The following is a 14,407-nucleotide window of genomic DNA, read 5'->3' on the forward strand; positions in this document are numbered from 1 at the left end:
GGGTTTTTGTATAAGGAAACAATAATTTGTTTTAAGCTGCTTGTTGTAAAGCGCGTTTCGCAGCAGGTGAGCTGTTTAAATAGTTGACCGCATCTTGGGTATTTCCTTCTTTGACAGGATCATACCACGGCATGAGGTAATCAATTTGTTGCGCAACGAGCCAAATTGGATTTGGGAGGATTTGGTCATCTTTACGACCTTGTTTATACCATTCAATCCAGATCCAAGGTTTAAATAAACTTGGTTTTTTATCCGCAAAGCGAGGATCTTGGCTCATGATATGCGCTGCGCCATCTACCCATAAACCCAGTACGCCGATAATCACCGCAACACTGAGATAATAACGAGCAATATAGCCACCGCCTAAATGGCGATAAAGATCAAATGCAACAGTACGGTGTTCGATCTCTTCAGAGCCATGCCATTTGATGAGATCGATCATCTCAGGGTCTGCGCCTAATTCTTCCCAACGTTTATTGTAAAGTGCATATTTACCCAGTACACAGGTCATATGTTCAACTGTTGCAATAACACCTAGACGGAATAAATCCCATTGATGCTCTAGAAATTGTGGTACTTCTTTATCAAAAGGCTTGTCTGCAAGCGCTTTGGTGAAAAGGAAGTCCATAATGTTTAAATTACGTTGAATATCAATATTGCGCTGGCTTAGATATTCCTTGTTTGCAGAAGTGTGTGCCACAGCGTGCATGGCTTCTTGACGAATAAAAGCTTGAACATCTTGCTTTAATTTTTCATCGGTAATTTGCGGGAGTACTTTGTTGTACAAGCGGCAAAACCAAAATTCACCAGCAGGTAATATATTATTAATTTCATTAATAAAATAACTTGCAAAAGGCTGGTTTGGAATCCAGTCTACTGGTGTTTTTTCCCAATCAAATTTTACTTTTCGAGGGAGAATTTTATAGTCAATCGAAGAACCAAGAACTTTGTTCTTCACAAATGATAGTAATTTCATCGTTTAGTCCTAATCGATAGTGCAATGAACCAACACTAAGCAGTATATGAAAACTCCCTAGTGTTTGTGTTTAGCAATACAGGACAATTAAAAATTATTTTATGCATCAAGTTGCATAAAATGCGAGATTTACTCTTCTACATCTGTTTCTGAAGCTTCAGGGATCTGATCAAGGTCAAACTCTGAGGGTTGATCGAGGGTATAATTCAGACGTCCCGCCATAACACTAGCGAGCTCTTCTAAGCCAATCCGATTCAGTGAAGAAAATAGTTGAATTGAAAAGTCTAATTTCATTTTTTTCAATTGCTGTTTGACTTCCAATAGTGTTTTATTGGCTGGGCCACGATTCAGTTTATCTGCTTTAGTTAAAAGAATGTGAACAAATAAATGACGAGAATGAGCCCATTCCAGCATCATCAAATCAAAGTGCTGTAAAGGATGGCGAATATCCATTAATAAGACTAAGCCTTGCAGGCTTTTACGATGGATCAGATAGTTTTCGAGTTCTTTTTGCCATACGATTTTCATTGACTCTGGCACGGCTGCATAACCATAACCCGGTAAATCAACAAGGCGTTGGTCTGGATTGCCTAAACTAAAAAAGTTGATCATTTGTGTGCGACCCGGCTTTTTCGAGGCACGTGCTAATTGCTTTTTATTGGTGAGGGCGTTGATTGCGCTAGATTTACCTGCGTTTGAGCGTCCTGCGAATGCAATTTCATACCCCGTATCTTCTACGCATAAAGCCAGTTTTGGCGCACTCATTAAAAACTCAGCTTGGCGTAACCAATTCAAAGACTGTACTGCATATTCAGTCAATGCAGGATCAGCCTTTTTTTCATAACTGATTTTTTGTTTAGGTGCGAGTTTGGCTTTGGTGTCTTTTGATTGTTGACGCTGACGCATAGAAGCTTACTTTTGAATTGAAATAGCAAAGCTATTATAAAGGATGTCAGTCAATCGTGCGAATGTGATGGTTATGCTTTTTGAATGAGCTCTAGAAACTCAATATTTGAATGCTTCGAAGATGGAAGAATACCGTGCTGTATGACCTCGCCAAGCGTATATTGATTTAGGCTTTGATAAAAACTTTCTAGCGCCTGGTCTAAAATTCCTTTGAGTCCACAATGTGAGCGTAAAACACAGGGTGGGGTATTGCATTCAACGATTTGCTGATGGCCTTGTAACGTGCGTACGATATCACCTAGCCTGAGGCTCTTTGCTTCAGGATTGAGGCGAAGACCGCCTCCTTTCCCACGAATCGTGACGAGCCACTGTTGTTTTCCCATGAAATGAACCACTTTAACCAAATGATTTTGGGAAACATGCAAGTCTTTTGCAATATCTGCGATTGTATAAGGTACATCACTTGGGCGAGCAACGTACATCAAAATTCTAAGCGCATAATCAGTAAATTTATTGAGTTGCATTGGACTTCACTCAATCTATTGCTTTAAATACAAAGGGCTAGTCTATCATAGACTAGCCCCATACAAAATGCAGCGTCGATTAGCTGAGTTTGACTCCACCCGTACCAAAAGCTTCACTGTGAATATTCTGGGCAGGAACACCGCGTGCGATTAAAGCTTTATGTTGTTCAGCCATAAATGGCATTGGGCCACATAAGTAATAATCTGCATTAACAGGTAATAAAGCCGCATCTACATTGCTGAGGTCTAAACGCCCGGCAATATCATAATCAATACCTAATATATCGCCGTCATGTGGAAATTCATAAGCTGTAAACGTACTAAGACGGGGATACTTATCTTTAAGATCATGAATATGTTTTTTCATAGCATGTACTTGGCTACTACGACATGCGTGAATAAAGCTCACAGGCTGTGGCATATCTAAGGTAACAAGTTGATTTAACATCGCAATCATTGGAGTTAAGCCGACACCCCCACTAATAAATACATTACGTTTTGTATGATCAATCAGATAGAAGTTGCCTGTAGGTGCTGATACCTCGATTTGTGAGCCCTCGGCTAAGCTGTGTAGGGTATTGGAAACCCAACCCGCAGCTAAATTTTCTTTTTCATCTTCACGTTTGACTGAAATTCTTAAATAGTCAGCTTGAGGTGAGGTTGATAGCGTATATTGACGTGGTTGTCTTATCCCTAACTCAGGTACAAATACCCGCACAGAGATGTATTGACCTGCTTCATATTTGGGTAAATCACTACCATCGACAGGAGCTAAATAGAACGACGTAATTTCATCGCTTTCAATTACTTTTTTAGCGATTTTAAAATTACGCCAACCTAGCCAGCTACCCTTTGTTTGCTGGTGTTGATCATAAATCGCTTTTTCGGTGCTGATAAATAAATCAGCCAATTGTCCGTATGCCGCAGCCCATGCATCAATGAGTGGATCATCCATAGAGATACTCAAGACCTCACTGATTGAGTGCAGCAGGTTTTCGCCCACAATGCTGTAATCAGGTGCTTGAATATTGAGGCTGACATGTTTATGCGCAATCAATTCAACTACTGGCAGCAATACTGATGGATCTTCAATATTTTCTGCATAAGCGAGAACGGCACCTGCTAGTGCTTGAGCCTGAGCACCACTACGTTGGTGCCCCATGTTAAAAGTTTCTTTTAGGTCAGGATTGTTTCCTAACATGCGGTTATAAAAATAACCAGTGAGTGCGACACCATTTTCGCGAAGAACAGGGACGGTTGCTTTTACAAGTTCAATTTGCTGCGGAGTCATGTTTGATCTCTCTTGGCTATCATTTTATAAGATATATTTAAAATACATCTTATAAAATGCATTTGCAATACATCTTATGATAAAAACCATAAAAAAATTAAGGGATAATTTATTATCCCTTAATTCATAAAGATGTATGACTCTTATTTTCCAAATAAAGATCCGAGTAAACCTCTGACAATCTTTTGACCAGTGCTGCCGCCTAAACTACGTGCGGCACTTTTTGCGAAAGTGCCAACAATATCCTGTGTGAGCTTTTCTCGATCGCGTTGTGCTTTTTCAGCTGCTCTCTGTTGCTCTCGTGCAAAACGCTCTTGTTCTTTGGCTTGTTGTTTAGCTAAAGCATCCTGTTCTTTTTCCTGTTGTTTTGCTAAGGCATCGGCTTCTTTTTGTTGAGATAGTTGCAAGACTTTCTTTTGTAGCATTTCATAAGCGCTGTCTCGATCAACGGCTTGATCATAAATTCCTGCAACAATACTCTGTGCAATGATAACTTGGCGTTCTTCCGGTGTAATTGGGCTAAAGGAGGAATAAGGTGGCATCACCCAGCCGCGTTCAACAATTTGTGGTGTTCCTTGTTCGTCGAGGCAGCTGATGAGTGCTTCACCCACAGCAAGCTCGGTAATGGCCTGATCAACTTTAAACTCTGGATTGGCACGGAATGTATCTGCTGCTGTTTTGACTGCTTTTTGATCTTTTGGTGTGAATGCACGTAAAGCGTGTTGAACGCGGTTACCCAATTGCCCAAGTACACTCTCTGGTAAATCGAGTGGATTTTGAGTAATAAAATAAATTCCGACACCTTTTGAGCGAATTAAACGCACCACTTGTTCAATTTTTTGTTGCAAAGCTGGGCTGGCATTATCAAAGAGTAAATGTGCTTCATCAAAGAAGAAAACCAGTTTGGGCTTGTCTACATCTCCAACTTCTGGGAGTTGTTCAAACAACTCAGATAACATCCAAAGTAAAAAAGTAGCATATAGCTTCGGTGTGTTCATGAGCTTATCAGCAGCTAAAATGTTGATATAGCCGTGACCGTTCGTATCGGTCTGAATAAAGTCCAAAATGTTTAGACTTGGTTCACCAAAGAATTGTTCGCCGCCTTGATCACCAAGCGCTAATAAGTTGCGTTGAATAGCACCGAGGCTCGCAGGGGAGAGATTGCCATATTCAGCTTTGAGTGCCGACGCATTTTCACTCACATAGCTCAACATTGATTTTAAATCTTTAAAGTCAATTAATAATAAACCTTGATCATCTGCAATCCGGAAAACTGCTGAAAGCACGCCTTCTTGTGTATCATTAAGGTTGAGCATTTGAGCTAATAATAAGGGACCAATCTCAGAGATGGTGGTGCGAATGGGGTGTCCTTGCTGAGCAAATAAATCCCAAAAAATGACTGGTGATGCTGCAAATGGGATGTCGTCGATTTTGAGTAGGCTAAGGCGTTCTTCAAATTTAGGATTGCTCGAACCGGCTTGGGCAAGACTCGAGACATCACCTTTAGCATCAGCAAGAAATACAGGCACACCAAGGCGAGAAAAACTTTCTGCCAGTACTTTTAGGGTGACTGTTTTACCCGTTCCAGTTGCGCCTGCAATCAAACCATGTCGGTTGGCAAATTTAGAATGTAGAACAATATCTTGTGTGGTATCTGTGGTTTTTTTAGCAATAACGATGGGTGTATTCATTCTTCACCTATTCTTGATTTCATTCCAGTTGTTTTAATGCATTTTGAATATCTTGGATTAAATCTTGAGCATGTTCTAGTCCAATACAGAAGCGAACCAATAATCCTTGTTGTAAATGTGTATTCTTGAGTGAGCGCATTGTTTTTAAGTCGTATAGCATGACTAAACTTACAGGGCCGCCCCAGCTAAATCCGAGTTTGAATAGTTGTAAGTGGTCGCAAAATTTCCGAATCGCAGCGAGATCATATTCAGGCTTAAAGATGACGCTGACAAGACCTGCACTTTTGTCTGTAGTGCAAATTTCTTTCCAAAATACATGGCCAGCAGAGTCTGGAAGGCTTGGATGGAGTACTTGGGCGAATTGAGGTTGTTGCTTTAACCATGTGAGTACGGTCAGGGCATTTTGAGTTTGTTGGTCGTACCTTAAGGACATGTGTGCCAAGCTGCGTTGGATTTGAGCAGTATCGTCTCCTGAAATGGAAATTCCTTGGATAGCATGTATACGGAACAATTTGTGGTGTAAAGCTTGATCACGTGTCACAACTGAACCCATTAATATGTCACCACCGCCACTTGGATATTTGGTTAAGGCGTGAACTGTGATATCCACCGAAAGGTGTTCGTCTGAAAAATCAAAAGCATTAAATGCAAGACCTGCGCCCCAAGTATTATCCAGTGCAGTCAGTACGTTGGCTTGTTGGGCTTTTTTCACAAGATTCTTTAGATCTGGGAACTCCAAGGTGACAGAGCCTGCTGCTTCTAGCCAAATCAATTTAGCTTTCTCGGTTGGCTGAAAACTACCAGCATCAATAGGATTATAAATTCTAACGGTGATGCCGTAGCGCTCTTGTAGATTTTTTAAATGTTCTAAATTGGGGCCATAAATATTATCGGCGACCCAGACTTCATCGTCTTTGCTTAATACTGCACTATTCACGAGATTAATCGCAGATAGGCCGCTGGGTGCAAGTAAGCAATATCGACCACCTTCAATTTGAGCAATATTATCGGCTAAGGTGAATGTTGTTGGTGTGCCATGTGTGCCATAACTATAGTCATAGGCATCGGTCCAGTGACGATCAAAAAGGTGCGCTGTGGATTTGAAAATAATCGTGGATGCACGAAATAGGGGAGGTTGTATAGTTTCGATGTATTGAGGGGCTTGGCGTGGTGCATGAATGAGAAGAGTTTGTCTATTTTTATGTGTAGTCATGGGGCAAAATCAAAACAATATGATGCTCTAGGTTAAGATAAAAGTGATCTATCTGCTAGTGATTTGAGGCTTTTGTACAGAATAGGTACGGGCATCATGCTTTGAATTAAAACTGGCGTTATTTTTGCTAAGAATTATTATCATTCTAACGATAATAGGTTTTAGCGCATGAAGTCGCATTTAAGAGTGCATTATTTTCAGCACATCGCCGGTGAGGGTTTTGGAAGTTGTTATGAATTTCTAAAGGCACATAAAGCAAAAATTACAGCAACAGAGTTCTTTGCTTTGCCTGTGGATTTGCCTCTTGAATTAGAAGCATTACCACGTGTAGATGAGGTGGATTTGCTCATTATCATGGGCGGAACCATGAGTGTGAATGATGAAGCCAATTACCCTTGGTTGAGGTTGGAGAAGCGTTGGTTGCGTCGCTATTTGGCAGCTGGAAAGCCTGCTATTGGTTTATGTTTGGGGGGGCAGCTGATTGCAAATGCTTTAGGTGCTGCCGTAAGCCGAAATCCTCATCAAGAGTTAGGGTGGATGGATGTTGGTCGTGCTTCGCATATTCCAGAAACATGCTTTCAATTTCCTGAACGGATCAATATTTTGCAGTGGCATAGTGAAACTTTTGAAATCCCCAAGGGAGCAGTGCATTTAGCGGAAAATAAAGTTTGTCGAAACCAAATGTATCAAATTGGGCGTAATGTGCTTGGTTTTCAGTTTCATCCAGAAATGACGCCACAAGCATTGGAGTTGTTAATTGAGAATGAAGAGGAAATGGCAATTTTTGATGGTGAGTATGTTCAACCTATATCTGAGCTAAAAAGGACGCTAAAAAGTAGGTTTGAACAAGGTAATCAGTTGCTAAATCGAGCAATAGAGTATGTTGTAGGTGCTTAAAATAAATAAACGGATAAAAAATAAAAAACAGGAATTGCATAAGAGTTAAACAATCGCTATAATGGGCGACCCTCAAAAAGAGGGCGTTCACTACGAAGAAAGTAGTCGACGCATGACAGTCGTGGCATCGATCACGACCATAGTGATTTTCACTGCCCTTGACACTTGCCAAAAGGTGAGGTGCGTCATGGGTGATTCTTTATATATTTGGCTTGGAGTTTACTGGTATGTCTAACCAGAGAATTCGTATCCGTTTGAAGTCTTTTGATCATCGTTTGATTGATCAATCTGCTCAAGAGATCGTAGAAACCGCTAAGCGTACTGGCGCACAAGTGTGTGGTCCAATCCCGATGCCTACTCGCATCGAGCGCTTCAACGTTCTTACTTCACCACACGTCAATAAAGACGCTCGTGATCAGTACGAAATCCGCACTTATAAACGTTTGATCGATATCGTTCAACCAACAGATAAAACTGTTGATGCATTGATGAAGTTAGATCTTGCTGCTGGTGTTGATGTTCAGATCGCTTTGGGTTAAGGCTTTCGGTTAATTAACTCTAAGTTAATTAGGCCGCTTTTTTAGAGGTTTATGCACATGGCTATTGGTTTAGTCGGTCGCAAATGTGGTATGACTCGCATCTTTACAGATGCTGGTGTATCTGTACCTGTTACAGTTATCGAAGTCGATCCAAACCGCATTACGCAAATCAAAACACTTGAAACTGATGGTTATCAAGCAATCCAAGTAACGACTGGTGAACGTCGTGAATCACGCGTAACTAACGCTCAGAAAGGTCACTTTGCTAAGGCTGGTGTTGCTGCTGGTCGTTTAGTTAAAGAGTTCCGCGTAACTGAAGCTGAGCTTGAAGGTCGTGAAGTTGGTGGTTCTATCGGTGTTGATTTGTTCACAGTTGGTCAAATTGTTGACGTAACTGGTCAATCAAAAGGTAAGGGCTTCCAAGGTGGTGTTAAGCGTTGGAACTTCCGTACGCAAGATGCTACTCATGGTAACTCTGTATCTCACCGTGTATTAGGTTCTACAGGTCAAAACCAAACACCTGGTCGCGTGTTCAAAGGCAAGAAAATGGCTGGTCACTTAGGTGATGAACGCGTAACAGTTCAAGGTCTTGAGATTGTATCTATTGACGCTGAACGTTCTGTTCTAGTTGTTAAGGGTGCTATTCCTGGTTCAACTGGCGGTGACGTTATCGTGCGTCCTACCATCAAGGCCTGAGGGGAAATACTGTGAATTTAAAAACTGTTTCCGGCTCTGCTGTTGAATTGTCTGAAGTTGCTTTCGGACGTGAATTTAACGAAGCTCTTGTACACCAAGTTGTTACAGCTTACTTAGCTGGTGGTCGTCAAGGTACTCGTGCTCACAAATCACGTGCAGATGTTTCTGGCGGTGGTAAAAAGCCATTCCGTCAAAAAGGTACTGGTCGCGCTCGTGCGGGTTCTATTCGTAGCCCTATCTGGGTTGGTGGTGGTAAAACTTTTGCTGCTCGCCCACAAGATTGGTCTCAAAAAGTAAACCGTAAGATGTATCGCGGTGCAATGCAATGTATCTTAGCTGAACTTGTTCGCCAAGAACGCCTTGTATTAGTTGAAGAGTTTGCTGTTGCAGCTCCAAAAACTAAAGAATTGCTTGCAAAACTTAACGACTTGAATGCAACTCGTGCATTGATCATTACAGATGCTGTAGATGAGAACTTGTATCTTGCAGCACGCAACCTTCCACATGTTGATGTGGTTGATGCTACTGCTATTGATCCTGTTAGCTTGATCGCATTTGATAAAGTTGTAATGTCTGTAGCTGCTGCTAAGAAAATTGAGGTAGAACTCGGATGAACAACGAACGTATCTATCAAGTCCTATTAGGACCAGTATTCTCAGAAAAAGCACAAGTTTTAGGTGATACTGCTGGTGTTCAAGTGTTCAAAGTTGCATTAAATGCAAACAAACTTGAAATCAAAAAAGCAGTTGAGCAACTCTTTGGTGTTGAAGTTGTTAAAGTAAATACAACAATCACTAAAGGTAAAACAAAACGCTTTGGTAAAACATTAGGACGCCGTTCTGATGTGAAAAAAGCATACGTCACCCTGAAAGCTGGCCAAGATGTAGAAATGGCTGACTTGGGCGATACCGCTGAAAACGCAGCGGAATAAGGACGAAAATTATGCCAATTCAAAAATGTAAGCCAACGTCTCCAGGACGTCGCTTTGTAGAGAAAGTGGTTCATAACCATCTTCACAAAGGCGCGCCTTATGCACCGTTGGTTGAAGCTAAAAAACGTACTGGTGGTCGTAATAACAATGGTCACATCACTACACGTCATGTAGGTGGTGGTCATAAACAACACTATCGTATTGTTGACTTTAAACGTAATAAAGATGGTATTCCAGCGACTGTAGAGCGTATTGAATACGATCCTAACCGTACAGCTCATATTGCTTTATTGAAATATGCTGATGGTGAGCGTCGTTATATTATTGCGCCTAAAGGTTTGCGTGCAGGTGATAAAGTTCAATCTGGTAACGATGCTCCAATTCGTCCAGGTAACTGCTTACCACTTCGTAACATGCCTATCGGTTCTACACTTCATAACCTTGAACTTAAAATCGGTAAAGGTGCTCAATTAGCACGTTCAGCTGGTACTTCAGTTCAATTGTTGGGTCGTGATGGTTCTTACGCTATCGTTCGTTTACGTTCTGGTGAAATGCGTAAAGTCCATGTTGAATGTCGTGCTGTAATTGGTGAAGTTTCTAACCAAGAAAGCAACCTTCGTTCATTGGGTAAAGCTGGTGCTTCGCGCTGGCGTGGTGTTCGTCCTACTGTTCGTGGTATGGCGATGAACCCAGTTGACCATCCACACGGTGGTGGTGAAGGACGTAGTAAAGGTATTCAACCTGTAAGTCCATGGGGTCAAAAAGCTAAAGGGTACAAGACACGTACCAATAAGCGTACGACTAAGATGATTATTCGCGACCGTCGCGTCAAGTAAAGGAATCTGACTAATGCCTCGTTCATTAAAAAAAGGTCCATTCGTCGACGCGCACTTGTTCGCTAAGGTTGAAGCGGCTATTGCAGCAAACAACCGTAAGCCGATCAAGACTTGGTCTCGTCGTTCAATGATCCTTCCAGACTTTGTTGGTTTAACAATTTCTGTTCACAATGGTCGTAACCACGTTCCAGTAATTGTTACTGAACACATGGTTGGTCATAAACTAGGTGAATTCGCGCCAACTCGTACCTATCGTGGTCACGGTGTTGATAAGAAGTCTAAACGTTAATAGGTGCTATGATGGAAGTAACTGCTAAATTACGCGGTGCCGCTATCTCGGCACAGAAGGCACGTTTAGTTGCTGATTTGATTCGTGGTAAATCGGTTGCACGCGCGCTAGACATTTTAAACTTCAGCAACAAAAAAGCAGCTGTGCTTGTTAAAAAAGCGCTTGAATCTGCAATTGCGAATGCTGAGCACAATAACAGCTTAGATGTTGACGATCTTAAAGTAACTACGATTTACGTTGATGAAGGCATGAGCCTTAAACGTATCATGCCACGTGCTAAAGGCCGTGCAGATCGTATTACTAAGCGTACTTGTCACATCACCGTTAAGGTAGGGGTTTGATATGGGTCAGAAGGTTCATCCAATCGGTATCCGCCTGGGTGTTGTGAAACGCCATAACGCTAACTGGTATGCGAATCCGAAACAATACGCTGAATACTTGCTTAAAGATCTTCAAGTTCGTGAGTTTTTAACTAAAAAACTTAAGAACGCGATGGTAAGCAATATTCTTATCGAACGTCCTACAGGCGCTGCTAAAGTAACTATTAGCACTGCTCGTCCAGGTATCGTAATCGGTAAGAAAGGCGAAGACATTGAAAAATTACAGCGCGAACTCACCAATATTATGGGTGTTCCAGCGCAAGTTAGCATCAACGAAATCGATCGCCCAGACTTAGATGCGCGTTTAGTTGCTGAAGCAATCGCTTCTCAATTAGAAAAGCGTGTAATGTTCCGTCGTGCTATGAAGCGTGCGGTGCAAAACACAATGCGTGCTGGTGCGAAAGGTATCAAAGTTGAAGTTTCTGGCCGTTTAGGTGGTGCAGAGATTGCTCGTACAGAATGGTATCGTGAAGGTCGTGTACCTTTGCATACGCTTCGTGCTGACATCGACTATGCAACTATGCGTGCAGAAACAACTTACGGTACGATCGGTGTTAAAGTTTGGATTTTCCGTGGTGAGATCTTAGGTGGCATGAAACAAGTCATGAACCCTGCTCCTGCTGAAGAGCGTCCAGCTAAACGTGGTCGTGGACGTGGTGAAGGTCAAGAGCGTCGTGGTCGTCGCGGTGACCGTGCTGCTGACAAGGGAGAATAATCCATGTTGCAACCTAAACGTACCAAATTCCGTAAAGTGCACAAAGGCCGTAACACTGGTCTAGCGCATCGTGGTAGTACAGTATCATTTGGTTCGATTGCAATTAAAGCAACTGAACGTGGTCGTATGACTGCTCGTCAGATTGAAGCTTGCCGTCGTACCATCAGCCGTCGTATTAAGCGTGGTGGTAAAATCTTCATCCGCGTATTCCCGGACAAGCCAATTACCGAAAAACCATTAGAAGTTCGTATGGGTAAAGGTAAAGGTAGCGTGGAATATTGGGTTTGTCAGATCCAACCAGGTAAGATCCTGTACGAAATTGAAGGTGTTAACGATGAGTTAGCGCGTGAAGCATTTGCTTTAGCTGCTGCTAAACTTCCGTTTAAAACCACTATCGTGACTCGGACGGTAATGTAATGAAAACTAAAGATCTACGTGAAAAATCGGTAGAAGAGTTGAAAGCTTTGCTTGATGAGCAACAGCTTAACCAATTCCGTCTTCGTATGGCGAAAGCAACTGGTCAATTAGGCAAATCGCATGAAGTGCAAATTGCTCGTAAGACAATTGCTCGTATCAAGACACTCCTTACCGAAAAACAGGGGAACGGACAATGAGTGAAAAAGTAGTCCGCACGTTAACCGGCAAAGTTGTAAGTGACAAAATGGACAAGTCTATTGTTGTACTTATTGAACGCCGCGTTCAACACCCGTTGTATGGCAAATCAATCCGCCGTTCAACTAAATTACACGCTCATGATGAGAACAATGTTGCTAAAACTGGCGACTTAGTAACCATCAAAGAAAGCCGCCCAATTTCTAAAACTAAAGCTTGGACTTTAGTGGAAGTAGTTGAAGCTGCTGCTGAGTAATTAGACGTTCTTGTTGCATCATCGGACAATTTCGAGTACTCTTTGAGCCTTTCGAAATTGTGACCGGTGATGCTCGGTTTTGGAGTAGGGCAATGATTCAAACCGAAAGTATGCTCGACGTAGCAGACAACAGTGGTGCACGCCGCGTACAATGTATTAAAGTACTAGGTGGTTCACATCGTCGTTATGCTTCTGTTGGCGACATTATTAAAGTTACTGTAAAAGAAGCAATCCCACGCGCACGTGTTAAAAAAGGTGACGTGATGAATGCTGTAGTTGTTCGTACAAAATTCGGCATCCGTCGTCCAGATGGTTCAGTGATTCGTTTCGACGATAACGCAGCTGTTATTTTGAATAACAACAAAGCTCCGATTGCTACTCGTATCTTCGGACCAGTGACTCGTGAACTTCGTACTGAACAGTTCATGAAAATCATTTCATTGGCTCCTGAAGTTCTATAAGAGGCAATCATGGCTAAGATTAAAAAAGGCGATCAAGTAATTGTGATCGCAGGTAAAGAAAAAGGCAAACAAGGTGTTGTTTTGTCTGTTTCTGAAGATCGAGTTAAGGTCGAAGGTCTTAACTTGGTGAAGAAGCATCAAAAGCCGAACCGTGTAACTGGCGCTGAAGGCGGTATTGTTACTCAAGAGGCGACGCTTCATATCTCAAACGTGGCAATTTTTAATGCTACAACCCAAAAGGCTGACCGTGTTGGTTACCAAGTGATTGATGGCACGAAAACTCGTGTTTATAAGTCAAATGGTGAATCAGTGGCGGCAGCGAAGTAATAGGTTGAAAAGGCAATGGCCAGACTTAAAGCACGTTACAATGACGAACTTAAAGCGAAGTTAAAAGAAGAACTTGGCATTAAGAATGTGATGGAAATTCCTCGCATCACAAAAATCACTCTAAACATGGGTGTAGGCGCAGCTGCAACTGATAAGAAATTATTAGATGGTGCTGTAGCTGATATGCAACTCATTGCTGGTCAAAAACCAGTTGTGACGCTTGCGCGTAAATCAATCGCTGGTTTCAAAATCCGTGATGGTTGGCCAATTGGTTGTAAAGTTACTTTACGTGGCGACCAAATGTACGAATTCTTGGACCGTTTGATCTCTATCGCGATTCCTCGTATCCGTGACTTCCGTGGTTTCTCTGCGAAATCATTTGATGGTCGTGGTAACTACTCAATGGGCTTAAAAGAGCAGATCGTTTTCCCTGAAATCGATTTTGACAAAATTGATCGTATCCGTGGTTTAGACATCACGATTACGACTACTGCTCGTAGCGATGACGAAGGCCGTGCGCTTATGCGTGCATTCGGCTTCCCGTTCAAATAAGAGGTCGATATGGCTAAGAAAGGTATGATTAATCGCGAATTGAAACGCGAAAAGACAGTTGCAAAATACGCTGCAAAACGTGCTGAATTAAAAGCTGTTATTGCAAATGTAAATGCAAGTGACGAAGAACGTTTCGAAGCGATGTTAAAGTTACAAGCATTGCCACGTAATGCATCTCCAGTGCGTCTTCGTAACCGCTGTGGTTTAACTGGTCGTCCTCATGGTTACTTCCGTAAGTTCGGTTTAAGCCGTAACAAATTACGTGACACAGTAATGCAAGGTGATGTGCCGGGCGTTGTTAAGGCAAGCTGGTAA

Annotated in this window: 21 protein-coding genes and 1 pseudogene; 16 read left to right on the top strand and 6 right to left on the bottom strand. The window is 42.1% G+C overall.

The features are described from left to right. Positions 1 to 31: 31 nt before the first annotated feature. The 6 genes from F2A31_RS01895 to F2A31_RS01920 form a co-directional block, all read right to left on the bottom strand. Positions 32 to 976, bottom strand: a complete 945-nt coding sequence (locus tag F2A31_RS01895; RefSeq protein WP_150024943.1) for a metal-dependent hydrolase — start codon at positions 974 to 976, stop codon at positions 32 to 34. A 129-nt stretch (positions 977 to 1,105) separates the two neighbouring features. Next, on the bottom strand, positions 1,106 to 1,882 hold the full coding sequence (gene yihA / locus F2A31_RS01900; RefSeq protein WP_150024944.1) for a ribosome biogenesis GTP-binding protein YihA/YsxC: 777 nt from the start codon (positions 1,880 to 1,882) through the stop codon (positions 1,106 to 1,108). Positions 1,883 to 1,953: 71 nt separating this feature from the next. Then, a complete protein-coding gene (locus tag F2A31_RS01905) occupies positions 1,954 to 2,406 on the bottom strand; it encodes an RrF2 family transcriptional regulator (RefSeq protein ID WP_150024945.1) in 453 nt (150 codons plus the stop codon). A gap of 79 nt (positions 2,407 to 2,485) precedes the next feature. After that, a complete protein-coding gene (gene hmpA, locus F2A31_RS01910; RefSeq protein WP_150024946.1) occupies positions 2,486 to 3,697 on the bottom strand; it encodes an NO-inducible flavohemoprotein in 1,212 nt (403 codons plus the stop codon). Between the two features lie 143 nt (positions 3,698 to 3,840). Beyond that, positions 3,841 to 5,388 (bottom strand): helicase HerA-like domain-containing protein, encoded by a 1,548-nt coding sequence (locus F2A31_RS01915; protein ID WP_150024947.1) that lies wholly within the window; start codon positions 5,386 to 5,388, stop codon positions 3,841 to 3,843. 19 nt (positions 5,389 to 5,407) lie between these two features. Beyond that, positions 5,408 to 6,601: a PLP-dependent transferase gene (locus F2A31_RS01920; protein WP_150024948.1), complete on the bottom strand. Its 1,194-nt coding sequence runs from the start codon at positions 6,599 to 6,601 to the stop codon at positions 5,408 to 5,410. 168 nt (positions 6,602 to 6,769) lie between these two features. On the opposite strand from F2A31_RS01920, the gene F2A31_RS01925 reads away from it, so the two are divergent. The 16 genes and pseudogenes from F2A31_RS01925 (at position 6,770) to rpsN (ending at position 14,407) form a co-directional block, all read left to right on the top strand. After that, complete coding sequence (locus tag F2A31_RS01925; RefSeq protein ID WP_150024949.1) at positions 6,770 to 7,498, top strand: type 1 glutamine amidotransferase; 729 nt, start codon at positions 6,770 to 6,772, stop codon at positions 7,496 to 7,498. Between the two features lie 227 nt (positions 7,499 to 7,725). Next, on the top strand, positions 7,726 to 8,037 hold the full coding sequence (gene rpsJ, locus F2A31_RS01930) for a 30S ribosomal protein S10 (protein WP_000070912.1): 312 nt from the start codon (positions 7,726 to 7,728) through the stop codon (positions 8,035 to 8,037). A gap of 57 nt (positions 8,038 to 8,094) precedes the next feature. Continuing rightward, entirely contained in the window at positions 8,095 to 8,733 is a 639-nt protein-coding gene (gene rplC, locus F2A31_RS01935; RefSeq protein WP_150024950.1) for a 50S ribosomal protein L3, read from the top strand. 11 nt (positions 8,734 to 8,744) lie between these two features. Further along, the gene (rplD, locus tag F2A31_RS01940; protein WP_150024951.1) at positions 8,745 to 9,347 is read left to right on the top strand and encodes a 50S ribosomal protein L4; all 603 of its coding nucleotides are present in this window, start codon (positions 8,745 to 8,747) and stop codon (positions 9,345 to 9,347) included. Then, a complete protein-coding gene (rplW, locus tag F2A31_RS01945) occupies positions 9,344 to 9,664 on the top strand; it encodes a 50S ribosomal protein L23 (RefSeq protein ID WP_038346096.1) in 321 nt (106 codons plus the stop codon). The genes rplD and rplW overlap by 4 nt, the downstream gene beginning before the upstream one ends. Before the next feature lie 11 nt (positions 9,665 to 9,675). Next, positions 9,676 to 10,500 (top strand): 50S ribosomal protein L2, encoded by an 825-nt coding sequence (gene rplB, locus F2A31_RS01950; protein WP_150024952.1) that lies wholly within the window; start codon positions 9,676 to 9,678, stop codon positions 10,498 to 10,500. Between the two features lie 13 nt (positions 10,501 to 10,513). Beyond that, entirely contained in the window at positions 10,514 to 10,789 is a 276-nt protein-coding gene (gene rpsS, locus F2A31_RS01955; protein ID WP_004641066.1) for a 30S ribosomal protein S19, read from the top strand. Positions 10,790 to 10,800: 11 nt separating this feature from the next. Further along, on the top strand, positions 10,801 to 11,130 hold the full coding sequence (gene rplV / locus F2A31_RS01960; RefSeq protein WP_005086837.1) for a 50S ribosomal protein L22: 330 nt from the start codon (positions 10,801 to 10,803) through the stop codon (positions 11,128 to 11,130). Position 11,131: 1 nt separating this feature from the next. Next, positions 11,132 to 11,948 (top strand): annotated as a pseudogene (rpsC, locus tag F2A31_RS01965) (30S ribosomal protein S3). Next, on the top strand, positions 11,888 to 12,301 hold the full coding sequence (rplP, locus tag F2A31_RS01970) for a 50S ribosomal protein L16 (RefSeq protein WP_004641059.1): 414 nt from the start codon (positions 11,888 to 11,890) through the stop codon (positions 12,299 to 12,301). The pseudogene rpsC and the gene rplP overlap by 61 nt, the downstream one beginning before the upstream one ends. Beyond that, a complete protein-coding gene (gene rpmC / locus F2A31_RS01975; RefSeq protein ID WP_000849927.1) occupies positions 12,301 to 12,498 on the top strand; it encodes a 50S ribosomal protein L29 in 198 nt (65 codons plus the stop codon). Before rplP ends, rpmC begins: the two co-directional genes overlap by 1 nt. After that, positions 12,495 to 12,752 (top strand): 30S ribosomal protein S17, encoded by a 258-nt coding sequence (gene rpsQ / locus F2A31_RS01980; RefSeq protein ID WP_150024954.1) that lies wholly within the window; start codon positions 12,495 to 12,497, stop codon positions 12,750 to 12,752. Before rpmC ends, rpsQ begins: the two co-directional genes overlap by 4 nt. Before the next feature lie 92 nt (positions 12,753 to 12,844). Beyond that, positions 12,845 to 13,213, top strand: coding sequence for a 50S ribosomal protein L14 (gene rplN, locus F2A31_RS01985; RefSeq protein WP_004657680.1), 369 nt, complete (start codon positions 12,845 to 12,847; stop codon positions 13,211 to 13,213). A gap of 9 nt (positions 13,214 to 13,222) precedes the next feature. Beyond that, positions 13,223 to 13,540: a 50S ribosomal protein L24 gene (gene rplX, locus F2A31_RS01990; protein WP_004909354.1), complete on the top strand. Its 318-nt coding sequence runs from the start codon at positions 13,223 to 13,225 to the stop codon at positions 13,538 to 13,540. Positions 13,541 to 13,555: 15 nt separating this feature from the next. After that, on the top strand, positions 13,556 to 14,092 hold the full coding sequence (gene rplE / locus F2A31_RS01995) for a 50S ribosomal protein L5 (protein ID WP_150024955.1): 537 nt from the start codon (positions 13,556 to 13,558) through the stop codon (positions 14,090 to 14,092). 9 nt (positions 14,093 to 14,101) lie between these two features. Beyond that, positions 14,102 to 14,407: a 30S ribosomal protein S14 gene (gene rpsN, locus F2A31_RS02000; RefSeq protein WP_004877616.1), complete on the top strand. Its 306-nt coding sequence runs from the start codon at positions 14,102 to 14,104 to the stop codon at positions 14,405 to 14,407.

The organism is Acinetobacter suaedae, from assembly GCF_008630915.1.
Lineage (GTDB): Bacteria > Pseudomonadota > Gammaproteobacteria > Pseudomonadales > Moraxellaceae > Acinetobacter > Acinetobacter suaedae.